11 protein-coding genes are annotated in these 14927 nt (G+C 43.3%); 10 read left to right on the top strand and 1 reads right to left on the bottom strand.

Annotation, left to right across the window (positions count from 1 at the left end; genetic code table 11):
• Window positions 1-1179: 1179 nt before the first annotated feature.
• Window positions 1180-2349 carry a helix-turn-helix domain-containing protein gene (locus Tanf_RS01950; RefSeq protein WP_046824711.1) on the bottom strand — a complete coding sequence of 390 codons (1170 nt, stop codon included), beginning with the start codon at window positions 2347-2349 and terminating at the stop codon, window positions 1180-1182.
• Between the two features lie 770 nt (window positions 2350-3119).
• On the opposite strand from Tanf_RS01950, the gene Tanf_RS01945 reads away from it, so the two are divergent.
• Genes Tanf_RS01945 through Tanf_RS15015 form a run of 10 tightly spaced genes read left to right on the top strand, consistent with a single transcriptional unit; the run spans window position 3120 to window position 14786 of the window.
• Window positions 3120-3350, top strand: coding sequence for a helix-turn-helix transcriptional regulator (locus Tanf_RS01945; RefSeq protein ID WP_009347059.1), 231 nt, complete (start codon window positions 3120-3122; stop codon window positions 3348-3350).
• Window positions 3351-3353: 3 nt separating this feature from the next.
• Window positions 3354-4040, top strand: a complete 687-nt coding sequence (locus tag Tanf_RS01940; protein ID WP_021583672.1) for a M48 family metallopeptidase — start codon at window positions 3354-3356, stop codon at window positions 4038-4040.
• Window positions 4041-4044: 4 nt separating this feature from the next.
• Complete coding sequence (locus Tanf_RS01935) at window positions 4045-7326, top strand: type I restriction endonuclease subunit R (RefSeq protein ID WP_236684361.1); 3282 nt, start codon at window positions 4045-4047, stop codon at window positions 7324-7326.
• 21 nt (window positions 7327-7347) lie between these two features.
• Complete coding sequence (locus Tanf_RS01930) at window positions 7348-9777, top strand: type I restriction-modification system subunit M (RefSeq protein ID WP_046824709.1); 2430 nt, start codon at window positions 7348-7350, stop codon at window positions 9775-9777.
• A 13-nt stretch (window positions 9778-9790) separates the two neighbouring features.
• On the top strand, window positions 9791-10924 hold the full coding sequence (locus tag Tanf_RS01925) for a PDDEXK nuclease domain-containing protein (protein ID WP_176729594.1): 1134 nt from the start codon (window positions 9791-9793) through the stop codon (window positions 10922-10924).
• Window positions 10921-12693 carry a restriction endonuclease subunit S gene (locus tag Tanf_RS01920; protein ID WP_046824708.1) on the top strand — a complete coding sequence of 591 codons (1773 nt, stop codon included), beginning with the start codon at window positions 10921-10923 and terminating at the stop codon, window positions 12691-12693. Before Tanf_RS01925 ends, Tanf_RS01920 begins: the two co-directional genes overlap by 4 nt.
• On the top strand, window positions 12686-12958 hold the full coding sequence (locus Tanf_RS01915; protein ID WP_236684360.1) for a hypothetical protein: 273 nt from the start codon (window positions 12686-12688) through the stop codon (window positions 12956-12958). Before Tanf_RS01920 ends, Tanf_RS01915 begins: the two co-directional genes overlap by 8 nt.
• Window positions 12959-12960: 2 nt before the next feature.
• On the top strand, window positions 12961-13431 hold the full coding sequence (locus Tanf_RS01910; protein WP_046824706.1) for a hypothetical protein: 471 nt from the start codon (window positions 12961-12963) through the stop codon (window positions 13429-13431).
• Between the two features lie 15 nt (window positions 13432-13446).
• Window positions 13447-14586: an AbiH family protein gene (locus tag Tanf_RS01905; RefSeq protein WP_046824705.1), complete on the top strand. Its 1140-nt coding sequence runs from the start codon at window positions 13447-13449 to the stop codon at window positions 14584-14586.
• 23 nt (window positions 14587-14609) lie between these two features.
• Complete coding sequence (locus tag Tanf_RS15015) at window positions 14610-14786, top strand: hypothetical protein (RefSeq protein WP_161794931.1); 177 nt, start codon at window positions 14610-14612, stop codon at window positions 14784-14786.
• The last annotated feature ends 141 nt before the right edge of the window (window positions 14787-14927 follow it).

Here is a 14927-nt window from a genome sequence, read left to right as displayed (position 1 = left end):
TTCGCGTTCGGATAACCACGCATAACAATTAACCATTGACAATTAACCATTAATTTGTCATTCAGAGCGAAGCGAAGAATCTCTTCCTTTTACCCCGCGAGATTCCTCACTATGTTCGGAATGACAAAGGCGGCGTCTAAATCCATATTCATTCAGGCTTTCAGCCCTCCGCTGAGAGGTTGCCTGTTTTCCCAACGCTTCGCTTCGCTCTTCCCCCCTTTGAAGGGGGGCTGGGGGGGGATGTCCCTCCGCGTTCGGATACCGTGTACCCGGCATAACAATTGACAATTAACAATTAACCATTAACCATTAATTTGTCATTCAGAGCGAAGCGAAGAATCTCTTTTCCTTTACTCCGCGAGATTCCTCACTACGTTCGGAATGACAAGAGGAGGTGTTCGGAATGACAAAGGGGATTATTTGCGTTGATTCGCGCCATTTGCGAAATTCGCGTTCGGATAACCACGCATAACAATTAACAATTGACAATTAACCATTAATTTGTCATTCAGAGCGAAGCGAAGAATCTCTTCCCTTTACCGGGGCGGGATTCCTCACTGTGTTCGGAATGACAAAGGGGGTTATTTGCGTTGATTCGCGCCATTTGCGAAATTCGCGTTCGGATAACCACGCATAACAATTAACCATTGACAATTAACCATTAATTTGTCATTCAGAGCGAAGCGAAGAATCTCTTCCTTTTACTCCGCGAGATTCCTCACTACGTTCGGAATGACAAGAGGAGGTGTTCGGAATGACAAAGGGGATTATTTGCGTCCATTCGCGCCATTTGCGAAATTCGCGTTCGGATAACCACGCATAACAATTAACCATTGACAATTAACCATTAATTTGTCATTCAGAGCGAAGCGAAGAATCTCCTTCCGTTATCCCGCGAGATTCCTCACGGTGTTCGGAATGACAAGAGGAGGTGTTCGGAATGACAAAGGGGGTTATTTGCGTTGATTCGCGCCATTTGCGAAATTCGTGTTCAGACAACCCGGCATAACAATTAACTGTTATGTATCAGCAGTTCGTTGACATTTTTAAGCGACAAAAGTGTGTCAGCAGTTCGTTGACATCTTAATCCGGGAACTGTATCAGCAGTTCGTTTACAACCCCATGGGGTTGGCCGCCCATTAGGGCGTCTAAAATATCAGGAGTTCGTTGACATATTGTTTACTTTGGAAGATTCATAGCAAAGGGGAAATAATGAAATATTATATGGTTTCGAGAAACCACCAGAACAAATTTATCCAAGATGATTTCAGCCATAACATACGAATATTTCAATTCCTCGTTTACGATGAAAACAGCATCAAGGATATGTAATTTTAAATCGCTTCGTATAAAGCGGATAAAAATCAGGGAACCTTCCTCGACAGGAATTTTGGCATTCAAGTCAATTTTCCGTGATAGTTTCCATCGTTTTTCAGGCGGATCAGTCACTTGATTCGGAGTTCGGTTCCGGATGCACCCATAGCGGTGATTGGCGTTGTGGAAGTTACTGAAAGTTGCAGCTTCATCTTTGATTTCCTCAAAACCGGAAAAAATGCGTGAAGCAAAAAAGCGTTTCTCCACGTTGTGATTAAACTTCTCAATAACGCCATTTCGCCAAGGCTCTGCCGGAGGAATGAAAACGGGCGTAACTCCGTACGAAAGTGTCACTTTAAGCAATAGCCCCAAACTCCTGGGATGTTTGTTGCTTCCCCTGAAAGAAAGCTCGTTGTCCATTTGCAAAAAATCGGGTAACTGAAAATTCTCCCAAAAATCTATCAGGCAGGGAACAATGCTTTTCGCCGATTTGTTTTTGACCGGATAAACTTCCGCATGGTGGGTTTCCACATCCATTATCGAGTAAAAGTAAAATTTAAATCCACCTTTCAGGTAGCAAGGACCGATTAAATCCATTTGTTGTACATTAATGAAACTTGACGGATATTCTGCGTTTTTCCGCATCTTGCCGCGTGATTTGTTTTGCAGTCCGTTGCGTTTGATGACCCGGTTGATGGTGGCCGTAGAGGGTGGTTTTATCCCCGCCTCATTCAACTTGTAAAAGATATTGACGGCTCCGTTCTGATGGTAAGGGTTTGACTCAAGTTCCTTGCGGATGTTGATAATGGCCGTTTCCGTTTCATTAGGAATGCGGTTTCTAATATTCTTTGGGGCATTGGAATGGGCCTGATGCCAATTCTCTTTCTCCGGTGATGCCGAATGCCGTTTAATCCATTTGTACACCCATTGACGACTGCGATTCAATTGTGAACTTATTTCCTGTACAGACAGGCCTTGCAAGTGAAGGACAATGGCTTGTTTTCTTAAAATTTCTTCTTCTTCTTTATTGTTCATAGTTTTTTTACTATAAACAATTAATGTAAACAGTGGGTCAAAGAACTTTTTAAGTTCGGGTAAACGAACTCGTGATACAAATTGGTAATTAAACCGTCAACGAACTTATGATATAATTTACACACTTAGATGTAAACGAACTTATGATACAAAAGTGTCAACGAACTTATGATATTTATCACCTACTTTTTACGCCCCTGAAACGAAAACGACCGACCCGACGGAAAGACGCATAAAAAATGTCGGATATGCGAGAAGCAGGTAAAAAGAAAATGGAAACTCAACTCCCTCACCTCTGAAATCCGCATAAAATCAAAAAAATCAGACAAGATGAAACTGAGATACAAAATATCAATTTGGGTGGCACTTGCACTCGCAGGGTCTCTCCTTTGGGGCGGAAGCATTTGGCTTTGGCTGGCAGAGATATGTGTGGGAAAATTCCTCATTCGGATGCGCTAAGTAGCCGTGTTACAATGTCAGTTAATAATTCAAGACAACTCTGAATGAAAAAACGGCTGTCAACTTTATGTTGATGGCTGTTTGCCTAGTCAATCGTACCAATGTTTATGTGTCACCAGACAGGTAATCTTTGGGATGTGGAAATTTTATGTTTTAGAATACCAGTAATAACATTACCGCTTTAAATAAGCAATTCAAAGATAACAAAGAAGATGAAAAATATAAAATTAAGCAATTTGGTTTAATATTTTGTGTAAGATTATGAGAAAGTGAAATAATTTCACTACCTTTGTGGCATTAAACTGAGATATATGGAAGATGTAAATCGTATCAAGTTGGTATTAGTTGAAAAGAAACGCACAAACAAATGGCTATCAGAACAGATGGGAGTAACCCCTTCCACTGTCTCAAAATGGTGTACCAATTCTTCTCAGCCTGACCTTCCAAGCCTTTTGAAGATTGCAGACTTGCTTGAAGTTGATATTAGAGAATTGATAGTTCGCGAGTACAAATCTTATTTGTTGTCGCAAGAATCAAAGTAAGGCATGGTAGTCAATGGTGTTGATATAGAAGTTGAGCGTAAGCCCATTAAGAACCTCCATTTGGCGGTCTATCCACCCGATGGAAGGGTTCATGTGTCTGCTCCACAGTCATACACTGATGAGCAGATTAAGCTCTTTGTCCTAAAGAAATGGATATGGCTGGTCCAAAAACGTAAAGAGACGACATCGTACACATTCCAAAATGAACGTGAATATGTGTCTGGCGAAGCCCATTACTACAAAGGTGAACTGTATCGCCTAAAGGTTATAAGAGACAATACCTGTACCTTTCATGTAGAAATTCAAGGAGACTACATAAATGTTTATGTCTATGAACGTACCACAAAGGAAAATATCGCAAATATCCTTTGGAACTGGTACAAAGAACAAATAACTCCAACAATAGAGTTGTATGTGGCTAAATGGGAAAACATCCTCGGTGTCAAAGTTGCCGAGTGGACAGTTCAGCAGATGCAGTCAAGTTGGGGGAAATGCCACAAAGACACTGGTAAGATAATGTTCAATCTTCAGCTGGCCAAGAAACCATTGAACTGCATTGAATATGTGGTTGCCCATGAGCTGACTCATCTCATTGAGCAAAATCATACAGATAAATTCAGGCATATCCTTGGGACTTACCTCCCAGGATGGCAAAAGATAAAAGAACAATTAAATGAATTCCCCCTATAAGACTATGGCAACGTATCAAGAACAAAGGGAAAGAGATTATCAGAATAAGCTCGTCAAGCGTTTTGTTGACGAACTTCATTATAAATATCTCGGTAATTGGCAGTATGCCAAAGGCGAGACAGTCAACAGTTTGGGCAAGCAAAACTCTCCCATCCTTGATGATGAGGTTCGGTTATACCTGAAAGCCCAGAAGAAAAAGGACAAAACGCCGAAATACACGGAACGGCAGATAGAAGATGTCCTATTTCAGCTAAAAAGCAAAGCCAGACTTGGAAATGCCAAGATGAGCGGCCTGATGCAATGTAACACAGACTTGTATGATGTCTTGATGTCCGGCATAAAATCTCAACCAGATCCAGAATTCAATCATGAGGATGTGATGTTCTTCGACTTTGACGACTATAGCAACAACAATTTTGCCATAGCCGAAGAAGTTAGTTATATAGACCCATTGTTGGGAAAAAACAAGCGTCCTGATATTGTTGTCTATGTGAACGGCATCGCCTTAGCTGTCATCGAGCTGAAACGCAGCCTTGTCAACTATGAAGAGGGCATCAAGCAACACCTGTCAAACGAGCGAGACTTCATCCCTTCTTTCTTTACAACAATCCAGTTCACCATCGCCTCCAACGACGGAGTGGAGTTCCGTTATGGAACGATAGGCACACCTTTGAAGTTCTGGTGCAAGTGGAAACGTGATACTACCAAGTTGGGCGATATCCTCACAGAACAGGAATCTTATAGCATGTTTTTCAACAAAGAGAATTTCATGTTCTTCTTCCGCTATGGCGTGTTGAACGACGGCGGTATCAAGAAAGTGCTTCGACCGCATCAGATATATGCCATCAAGGCAGCAGCCGCACGTATGCCAAAGAAAGAGAGTGGAGTTATTTGGCATTCGCAAGGTTCTGGAAAAAGCCTTACAATGGTAGCACTGGCTTCATATATACGTCGTAATTATGAGAATCCTCGTGTTGTGGTCATCACTGACCGTAAGGAACTCGATTTACAGTTGGCTGGAACCTTTATAAAGGGAGGCAACACGCTTCATCGAGCCACTTCCAGTAGCGACCTTCTCGACACACTTAATAAAGGTGAGGAATGGCTCATCTGCTCACTCATCCACAAGTTCGGTGCAAACGGTTCTGAGGATGAAGCAGAGAAAGACGAATCTGGTACAAAGGTAAGTTTAGACGAATACCTTGATGAACTGCAAGCTATCATTGCACAGAAATATGGCAACAATTTCAGTGTTAAGGGTGACAATATCTTTGTCTTTGTCGATGAATGCCACCGTACACAGAGTGGTCGGCTTCATGAAGCCATGCGAACTATCATGGGTAAAGAGATTATGCTCATCGGTTTCACAGGCACACCTCTCTTGAAAAAAGACAAAGGTGATATGTTTAACCGCATCAAGAGCATGTCAGAACGTACCTTTGGCCCGTATATCCACAAGTATTTACACAAACAAGCTGTGGAAGACAAGGTTGTCCTTGACCTGCAATATGAATATCGCAACGTAGAACAGCAACTTATCAACAGACAGAAAGTTGACCAGAAACTGGCTGCTTTGACAACTGGGCGTGAACTGACCGACGAGCAACGAAGGATGGTAGAAGACCGCTGGGCAACCTTGGAAAAAGTCTATTCGACGAAGGAACGCATTGAGCGAATTGGGTACAGCATCCTCGATGATATAGGATTTGGCTTGTTGCAGCACGACTGGAGCAACGCCATGTTGGTTGCCGGTTCCATCTATCAGGCTTACCGCTACTACAAATTCTTTACACAAGACAGCAGTAACACCCAGCTTAGAAGACGTGTTGCTGTGGTAACGAGCTACGACCCGATGGATAGCGACATTGCCAATGATTCGGCTGATACCAGCAAAGAAACGGAGGCTAAGTTCAAATATGATTGGGCAAAGCAGTCATTCAAGGATGCTGGCGATGGTATCAACAACGCTGATGACTATGAGAAATGGGCTAAGAATCTCTTCATCAAGCGTCCAGCTCAGATGAAACTACTCATTGTTGTAAACAAGTTGCTCACAGGATTTGATGCCCCATGTGCTACAGTCCTCTACATTGATAATGATATTAAAGACCATACATTGTTCCAGGCAGTATGCCGTGTGAACCGCCTTGGCGAGGACATCAAGGACGAGGAAGGCAACGTAATTGTCAGGACACACAAGGAATTTGGCCGTATCATCAGCTTCAAGAACTTGTTCGACAGTATTGAGGATGCCGTTGTTAAGTTCAACGATGGTGAAGGTTTCTCTGGTCTTGATGATGTTGACGTGGAAGGACTGCTCGATAGTGCAGTCAACAAATGCAAGGAAAAACTGAAGGCTGCAACAGAAGCCTATGAAGGGCTGAAAGCTATTTGGGAAAGCAAAGGCTTGACAGAGTTAGAATTACTTGCGGACTACTACGTGACCGAACAGAAAGGTGAAACCCCTGCACAATGCCGCCGAAACCTCATGTATAGTATAACAGGTGGTATGGTTGCGACATATAACAACATATCCGACTATTTCAGACAGACAGACTTCACGCCAAAACAGATAGAACGCTTTGCCTCACTCTCCCGTGAGGCTGGAACCATACAGCGCAAGGTGCGCCAGAAGTCAGGTGATGACTTCGATCCACGCACTCTTGACCCCGATATGCGTCAACTTCTTGACCAGCATATCCGTGCGGAAGATGCTGAGACGTTAGTGGAAGCTTCTGCCGACTTCTCTTTCCTCGACCTTATCAATGATGCTACCGACACAGACAAGGCTGCTGATGAAGCCATCCGTCAAGCAGGTGGTAATGCCAATGGAGCTGCTGAAGTCATTGAGGGTAAGGCTCGCCGTGTCAATACCGACTGGAACAGTGGTGACCAGGAGGAACAAAGGGCTTTCAGCGAGAGGTTGCAGGCTTTGCTTGACCAACTGAGGGAAAGCAATGCTACCGCCAAAGAGAGAATCAAGGCACTCATTGAGCATATCAAAGCTATCAAGCATGGCAGTGAGGTGCCAGAAGGCCTTAATAACAAGCGTCGCAAGGCTTTATGGAACAACCGTGCAGCATGGAATGCTCCTGCAGATGACAGCGAGGTGATAGAAATCATCAAGAAGATAGATGACTTCATCTACCGCAATGCAGGGGCTAACTGGCAAGATCCCGACAGCAATGCCAGTTGGGACTTGCGTGACGACCTGCAAGCAATGTTCCCATCGTTCAGCGAACAAGACATTTATGAGATTTACCGTCTCGCTTCACAAAATTCATAACAGATAATTGAAATATAATATATGGCAATAAAGAAATCACAGTTATACAGTGCACTCTGGGAGTCGTGCAATGCACTACGCGGCTCGATGGATGCCAGTCAGTATAAGGACTACGTGCTGATAGTCCTCTTTGTAAAGTATCTTTCAGATAAGGTTGGACAGCCGGGCTTCCGTCTTAGAGTGCCAGAGGGATGCCGTTTCAAGGACTTTGTAGCCCTGAAGCAGGATGACAAGATTGGCGAGAAGATGAACACCAAACTGGAGGCCATCAAGGAAATGAATGCCCGACAGATTGGTGACCTTGCGCTGCCTAACTTCAACGACCCCACAAAACTGGGCAGTGGACGCACGATGGTTGATACCTTGTCAAAGCTTATCGGCGTATTTGAAAATGATGCACTCGACTTCTCGCATAACCGTGCTGCTGATGATGACCTTCTGGGCGATGCTTATGAATACTTGATGAAGAACTTTGCCGCCGAGAGCGGTAAGAGTAAAGGACAATTTTATACCCCTGCTGAGGTGAGCCGTGTAATGGCAAAGTTACTTCGTATCGACGAACTTGACCGTGCCGAGCATACTATCTATGACCCCGCCTGTGGCTCTGGCTCTCTATTGCTGAGAGCCTTGGCAGAAGCCAGCAATCCCCGTGTGTCTATCTTCGGACAGGAGAAGGACAGCAGCACGGCGGCATTGGCTAAGTTGAACATGCTGCTTCACGGCATCAGCAGTGCCGACATCAAGGTGGGTGACACTTTGGCCGACCCACAATTCAAGCAGTATGGCATGGTCAGCACTTTTGATGTGTGCGTAGCCAATCCTCCTTTCTCTATGAAGAACTGGCTGGCATCGGGCATGGAAAATGACCAGTATAACCGTTGGACTGCTAACTTGTTGCCACCTGACAAGTGTGGTGACTATGCATTCCTTCTTCACCTCATTGCATCAATGAAGACAGATGAAGGACGTGGTGCTTGCATTCTGCCACATGGTGTTCTTTTCCGTGGCAATGCAGAATACGACATCCGCAAGCATATAGTCAAGCAACATTATATCAAGGGTATCATAGGATTGCCGCCAAACATTTTCTTTGGCACAGGCATTCCAGCTTCCATCGTCATCATAGACAAAAAGAACAAGGATAGCCGCAAGGGAATCTTCTTTATTGATGCAAAGGATGGCTTCAAAAAAGATGGTGCAAAGAACCGTCTGCGCGAGCAGGACATCAAGCGCATTGTGGATGCTTGGAATGCACAGCAACCCATTGACCATTATTGTCGACTGGTGGAATGGAGCGAGATTGAACGCAACGACTACAACTTGAACATTCCACGTTACATCCAACCCAAGGACACCGAGATACAGCATGACATCGAGGCTCATTTGCATGGCGGCCTTCCTGCCCATGATGTGGACGAGATGCAGGAGTACTGGAACGCCTGTCCTTCATTGAAGGTCAGCCTGTTCAACAATACGGCAAACGGTTACTATCATCTCAAGCCAGCAAAGGCAGATATCGCTCAGGTAATAGAGAAAGATCCTTCTTACGTCTCGCAGAATGGTCGCTTTTCAACACTTCTGAATAAATGGAAAGCGGAGATTATGCCACAGATGAAAGCCGTCGGTCAGGGCGCACGCCCCATGGAGCTGATTGCCAAATGGTCAGAGTCGTTACTTGACAAGGCAAAAGAACATAGTGGACTGGTGGATGCATACGAAGTCTATGATGTATTGCTCAACTACTGGGCAGACGTGATGCAGGATGACTGCTACATGATTGCTAACGATGGGTGGACATATCCCGAAGTAAAAGCCTTGAAGTCGGGCAAAGGTGACAAGAAGAAGGCTATCATGTACGACGAGATTGTTTGCGACCTTGTGCCTGTCAGCATAGTTCTTGCAGAATACTTCACTGCCGAGACCACTAAGATTGCAAAATTGTCGTTTTCTATAGAGAGCCTACAACAGGAATTGTCCTACCTCGTGGAGTCGAATACCGACGTATTCCGTTTCAACTATGATGACGAAGACGATAAGCCTGTCAATGTGAAGATTGCTGATGTGAAGAAAGCCATCAAGAATGCAAAGACTGATGGCACGAGCAAGGAGGACTTGGCAATCCTGAAGCTTTGGGAATCTACATATACGAAGAAGGAGGGGTATGTTTCCCAATGGAAGCAGAAGCGAACCGAACTCACTGAGGCAGTTGTGGCGAAATATGCCGCCCTGACAGAGGATGAAATACAGATGTTAGTGGTTGAACGCAAGTGGCTTGCAAGTGTTGTCGGTGCTTGTGAAGCCTTGATGCAAAACGTCACACACCAAATAACAAGCGATGTAACCTCCCTTGCCGAGCGTTATGAGGTGACACTGGACGCAACCAAGGGCAAAGTGAACGATTTGGAGCAGGAGGTACTTCGTTCACTCAAAGAGATGGGATTCTCCTTGTAAAATATATTTTTATATGAACAAGAGAAAAGCAAAACATACAGAAATAACTGTTCTATATAACTTGCCAGAAAATTGGGCAGATGAGACGGCGTTTTCATTCGAGCATCTGTCTGAACTGGTGTTGCAGTTGCACGATTCCGCCTATTCGGCAACCGTGAAAGCGATAAACCGCTTTGCCACGATAAGAAACTATGTCATCGGATTCTACATCGTGGAGTATGAACAGCATGGCAATGACCGTGCCACGTATGGCGACCGTCTGCTAAAGCGTTTGGCTGAGCGTGTGGACAAAAGGGGAATCAATGAAACATTGCTCACAAATAGTCGTAAGTTCTATTTGACTTATCCTCAAATAAAAGACTACCTGACTGCAATTTCTCCGACAGCATCGGAGAAATCTTTGGAGAAAAGTCCGACGGCGTCGGATAAATTCACTACACCGGCAGAAAAGTTGATGTCTAATCTATCCTTTTCCCATATCGTTGAGCTGTTGACAGTTGATGATTCTTTAGCACGTTTTTTCTACGAAACAGAGAGTGTCCGTTGCTGCTGGAGTGTAAAAGAGCTACGCAGACAAATCTCGACAAACCTCTACTTCCGTGCAGGAGTGAGTGAAAAGCCTGAACTCTTGCTGGAAAGGACAGAAGTTAACACATCGCCAACTCTTACCATTAGGGATCCATTCTCGTTTGAGTTTCTTGGCTTGCGCCCAGAAGCCTTCACGGAAAGCGATTTGGAGAATGCACTGATAACGCATCTGCAAGACTTCCTACTCGAAATGGGCAAGGGATTTTGTTTCGAGGCACGGCAGAAACGGATGATTATAGACGATGAATACTATTTTGCCGACTTGGTTTTCTATAATCGTATATTGCATTGCAATGTAATCATCGAACTGAAAGACGACGAGTTCCGCCATGCCGACCTCAGCCAGCTCAATGCCTACGTTTCATATTTCAGGGAGAATGAAATAAACCCAGGTGACAATCCTCCTGTTGGCATACTGCTTTGCACTCGCAAAGGCGACAAGATGGTGGAGTATGCTTTGGCAGGCATGGACAACAACCTGTTTGTGTCCACCTATATGCTTTCGTTGCCCGACAAGAAAACATTACAAGACTTCCTGTTAAAAGAGATTACCAAATGATTGAAACAAGATTCAAAGATACAGAGGTCGGGAGGATTCCTGAGGATTGGAAAGTGAAACTTATCAAGGATATTTGTGCTGTAAAAAGAGGAGTACGCGTTACACGTCAGATATTGAATCCTACCGGCATTTACCCTGTTTATCAAAACACTGATTATCCCATGGGGTTCTACAGTAAGTATAACGTAGAAGCTAACATACCATTTGTAATAGTTGGTGGTTCTGCTGGATTAATAGGAAAAAGTCCCGTCAGATATTGGGCAGCTGATGATTGTGCTTATTTTGCCAATCTTAATGGCATTAGTAAAGATTTTCTTTATTATGAATTACTCTTTAGACATCTTGATATAAAAAAAGAGGTACGTACCGCAAGTATTCCACGGCTTGACAGGTCAGCCATAGAGAAGTTAGTATTGGGACTTCCCCCTATTTCCGAGCAGACTCGCATAGCCACAGCACTTTCTAATGTCGATGCCCTAATCTCGGAGTTGGATAAACTGATAGAAAAGAAACGTGCCATTAAGCAAGGTGCCATGCAGCAACTCCTTACAGGCAAGAAACGCCTCAAAGGATTCTCCGAGCCATGGGTGGAGAAGAAGTTGGGTGAAGATGCTACAATTCTTCGTGGTGGTTCACCACGTCCTATTGAGGACTATATAACTGATAGTCAAGATGGGTTAAATTGGATAAAAATCGGTGATGTGAAGCCCGAAGATAAGTATCTACGTAAAACTGCTGAGAAAATCAAAAAAGAGGGTTTATCTAAAACTCGTCAAGTGAAGAAGGGTGACTTTATTCTCTCTAACTCTATGAGTTTTGGAAGACCTTATATATTAGATATAGATGGTTGTATTCATGACGGATGGCTTGTTATACAAGACTATCAAGAGGCTTACGATATGCAGTTCTTGTATTATATCCTTTGTTCGGATGCCATTATGAACCAATATGTATCAATGGCGGCAGGTAGCAGCGTACAGAACCTTAATAAGGAAAAAGTTACCAACGTATTGCTATATGCACCAACTTCATTACAAGAGCAATCAGCCATAGCCTCCGTCCTCACCTCGATGGACAACGAAATCTCTGCTCTTGAAGCCAAGGAAGCGAAGTATGAGCAGATAAAGCAAGGCATGATGCAGCAGTTACTCACTGGTAAAATAAGACTGGTGGAAACTGCGGTCAAGACTAATACAACATCGGCAAATGTTCATTTCCGAAGGAGTGTTTTGGCGGCAGAGATTGCAGATAGGCTATGTGAAGAGCCGACATTTGGACATGTGAAGATGGAGAAAATACTGTTCCTTTCCGAACGCTTATGTCATATAGAAACCGGCTCGCATTACCACCGAGATGCGGCAGGTCCTTATGACAACCGCGCCCTACGCTCCATTGATAGTCAGTTGAAAAAGCAGAATTGGTTTGAGGTACGACGGACAGAGAAAGGGTACAGATATGTGCCAATGCAAAACCGTGGCAAGCATAAAACGTATTTTGATAAATACTTTTCTGCCATTTTGCCCATATTCGAAAAAATCATTGGTACGTTTAAGACACAAAACACAGAGCGGTGTGAAATCGTTGCCACGCTCTATGGTGCATGGGAGGATTTACTAAACAGCAACAAGACTTTCACGGATACCGACATCGTAAATGAGGTGCTGAATAACTGGCATGAATCGAAGAAGCGAATATCAAAAGAACGTTGGTTAAACGCTATCCAATGGATGCGCGAGAACTGTTTTGCACCTGATGTTAGAAATGACTAATAATAAACTTAAAGATAGTTATGAGATACGTCTTCGCTGCGTCACATGTGGTTGTGAAGAGCAATTTGAGTTCAATGAAGACAAATCATACATTAAATGTACATTCTGTAACAGAGAATACTTTGGTGGCATTGAGGAATTGAAAGAACTCAACCAAGAAGCCTTTGATGAGGTCAAGGAAGAAATGCAGAAAGATGCTGCATCTTACATCAAAGACCAGCTTAAGAATGCTTTCAAAGGTAATAAACATATCAAAATAAAGTAAATATGGATTGGGTTGAATTTGTAAAAGATTGGGGCGGACTGATTCTTTCTGCCTTAGGAATAATTGGTGGTGTTTTTGCATACTTGCGACATGACCGCAAGTTGAAGTTACAAGAGAAACGCTTGAACGATCTTCAAATTCGCCAGTTACAGAAAGCAGAAGCGAAAGAACTTCAGGCAGATATTAAGTGTAATGCGTATAGAAGCAAGTCAAATTCAATCGTTAAGATTGTGAATGCAGGCCCTGCTGACGCATCGAATGTAAGAGTTGAAATACTCGACCAAGATAAATTAGATGGGTTAATCTTCTTTCACCAAAACTGGGGGCCATACGATTTAATCAATGCAGCAAACAGTGTTGAGGAAAGGATTGCTTTGTGTGAAGGGCATGATGAATTTATCAAGTTGAAAATTGTATGGGACGATGACTTCTGTAAAAATCGAGAAACAATTCTCAATGTCCAATTATCTTAATAGCGATATCGAAAAATGAACAGACTTGTCATCATAGGAAACGGATTTGACATGGCGCATGGTCTCAAAACCAGTTATATGGACTTTATTAACTGGTATTGGGACAGGCGAGTAGATGCTTTTGTGGGTAACACCTCAAAGGTGTCGGAAGACTGTCTGTGCAATTTGATTTTCAAAGATGGTTCTAACCTTAGTTGCTGGAATGCGTTAGCATTTGAGAACTCATATTTCAGGGATTTTCGTGGAAACAGAAAGTGCTCTGGCTATGAGGTGATAAGGGAAATGCAAGATAATCCTGATATATTCACGATTGACTGCACTCCGTTCTTCGGAACAATCATACAGTCAATAGAAACGAGAGGCTGGGTTGACATTGAGAACGACTACTACCAATTGTTGAAACAGTGTACACAGGGTGAAGACTGCAGCTATACAGTCAAGGAACTTAATGAGCAGTTAGCTTTCCTACAGGATAAACTCATTGAATATCTTCGTAGCATTGGTACGCCCCAGCCCAAAGAAGAGTTGAGGAATGCCATGATAGCCCCCCCCCTCAACCCAGAGGATTTCTCAACGGAAGGGAGAAAGAAAGCATTGGAGGACATAGGGCTTGACATAAAGAGTATTGCAGAGTTGCGATATAATCATGAGGAAAGAAACAAACTATTTCCCGGACGAGTCATGCTCCTGAGTTTCAATTACACACCAACTGCCAATATGTACGGTAATTTCAACCTTGAACACAAATTCATTCATGGCGAACTGGAACACCCTGAGAATATCATCTTTGGCTATGGTGATGAACTTGACAAGCACTATCAGGACATTCTTGACAGAAACGACAATGAACTGCTGAAGAACGTGAAGTCAGTAAAGTATCTGGAAACAAGGCACTACAAGGATATGCTGGAGTTCCTGATGTCAGCTCCATTCCAGGTAATGATCATGGGACACTCCTGCGGCAACTCCGACAGAACTCTGCTCAACACCGTCTTTGAGCATGAGAATTGTATATCAATAAAGCCCTTCTACCACAAATGGGAAGATGGCAGCGACAACTATCTGGGACTTGTGCAGAATATCTCACGCAACTTCACTAACATGCGGTTGTTCAGGGATAGAGTCGTGAACAAGGAGCTGTGTAAAACAATGTAATACAAAAATTAAAACTCATAGATATGGCAACAAGAAGATTTGCAGTAGCTCTTTTGAGCGTGTTCATGGCTGTTGCATCATCTGCAGCCAACAAGGATTTAGAAAAGGACATTACAATGGTGTCCTATGAACAAGGATGGCTTGATAGCGAAGGAACTTTGGTCTTGAAAAACAATTCAAGTGAGGAAGTCAAAATTTAGTATTCTTGATTACTTAGTCGCTCCTTAATATTTGCTTAATATTTTGTGATTCAACAAAATAATATTGAAAACAGTTGCATATATTTGCAGGAATTTGTATCTTTACAGAATAAAACCCTGCGAATTATGTTAGGAAAATTA

The organism is Tannerella forsythia (assembly GCF_001006485.1).
GTDB lineage: Bacteria > Bacteroidota > Bacteroidia > Bacteroidales > Tannerellaceae > Tannerella > Tannerella forsythia.
The sequence above is the reverse complement of the archived record's forward strand: the minus strand, read 5'-3'. Positions and strand labels throughout refer to the sequence as shown.

Coding starts and splice junctions, on each gene's coding strand:
- Tanf_RS01950 (WP_046824711.1), bottom strand. CDS start 2,349: ATGAACAATAAAGAAGAAGAAGAAATTTTAAGAAAACAAGCCATTGTC.
- Tanf_RS01945 (WP_009347059.1), top strand. CDS start 3,120: ATGGAAGATGTAAATCGTATCAAGTTGGTATTAGTTGAAAAGAAACGC.
- Tanf_RS01940 (WP_021583672.1), top strand. CDS start 3,354: ATGGTAGTCAATGGTGTTGATATAGAAGTTGAGCGTAAGCCCATTAAG.
- Tanf_RS01935 (WP_236684361.1), top strand. CDS start 4,045: ATGGCAACGTATCAAGAACAAAGGGAAAGAGATTATCAGAATAAGCTC.
- Tanf_RS01930 (WP_046824709.1), top strand. CDS start 7,348: ATGGCAATAAAGAAATCACAGTTATACAGTGCACTCTGGGAGTCGTGC.
- Tanf_RS01925 (WP_176729594.1), top strand. CDS start 9,791: ATGAACAAGAGAAAAGCAAAACATACAGAAATAACTGTTCTATATAAC.
- Tanf_RS01920 (WP_046824708.1), top strand. CDS start 10,921: ATGATTGAAACAAGATTCAAAGATACAGAGGTCGGGAGGATTCCTGAG.
- Tanf_RS01915 (WP_236684360.1), top strand. CDS start 12,686: ATGACTAATAATAAACTTAAAGATAGTTATGAGATACGTCTTCGCTGC.
- Tanf_RS01910 (WP_046824706.1), top strand. CDS start 12,961: ATGGATTGGGTTGAATTTGTAAAAGATTGGGGCGGACTGATTCTTTCT.
- Tanf_RS01905 (WP_046824705.1), top strand. CDS start 13,447: ATGAACAGACTTGTCATCATAGGAAACGGATTTGACATGGCGCATGGT.
- Tanf_RS15015 (WP_161794931.1), top strand. CDS start 14,610: ATGGCAACAAGAAGATTTGCAGTAGCTCTTTTGAGCGTGTTCATGGCT.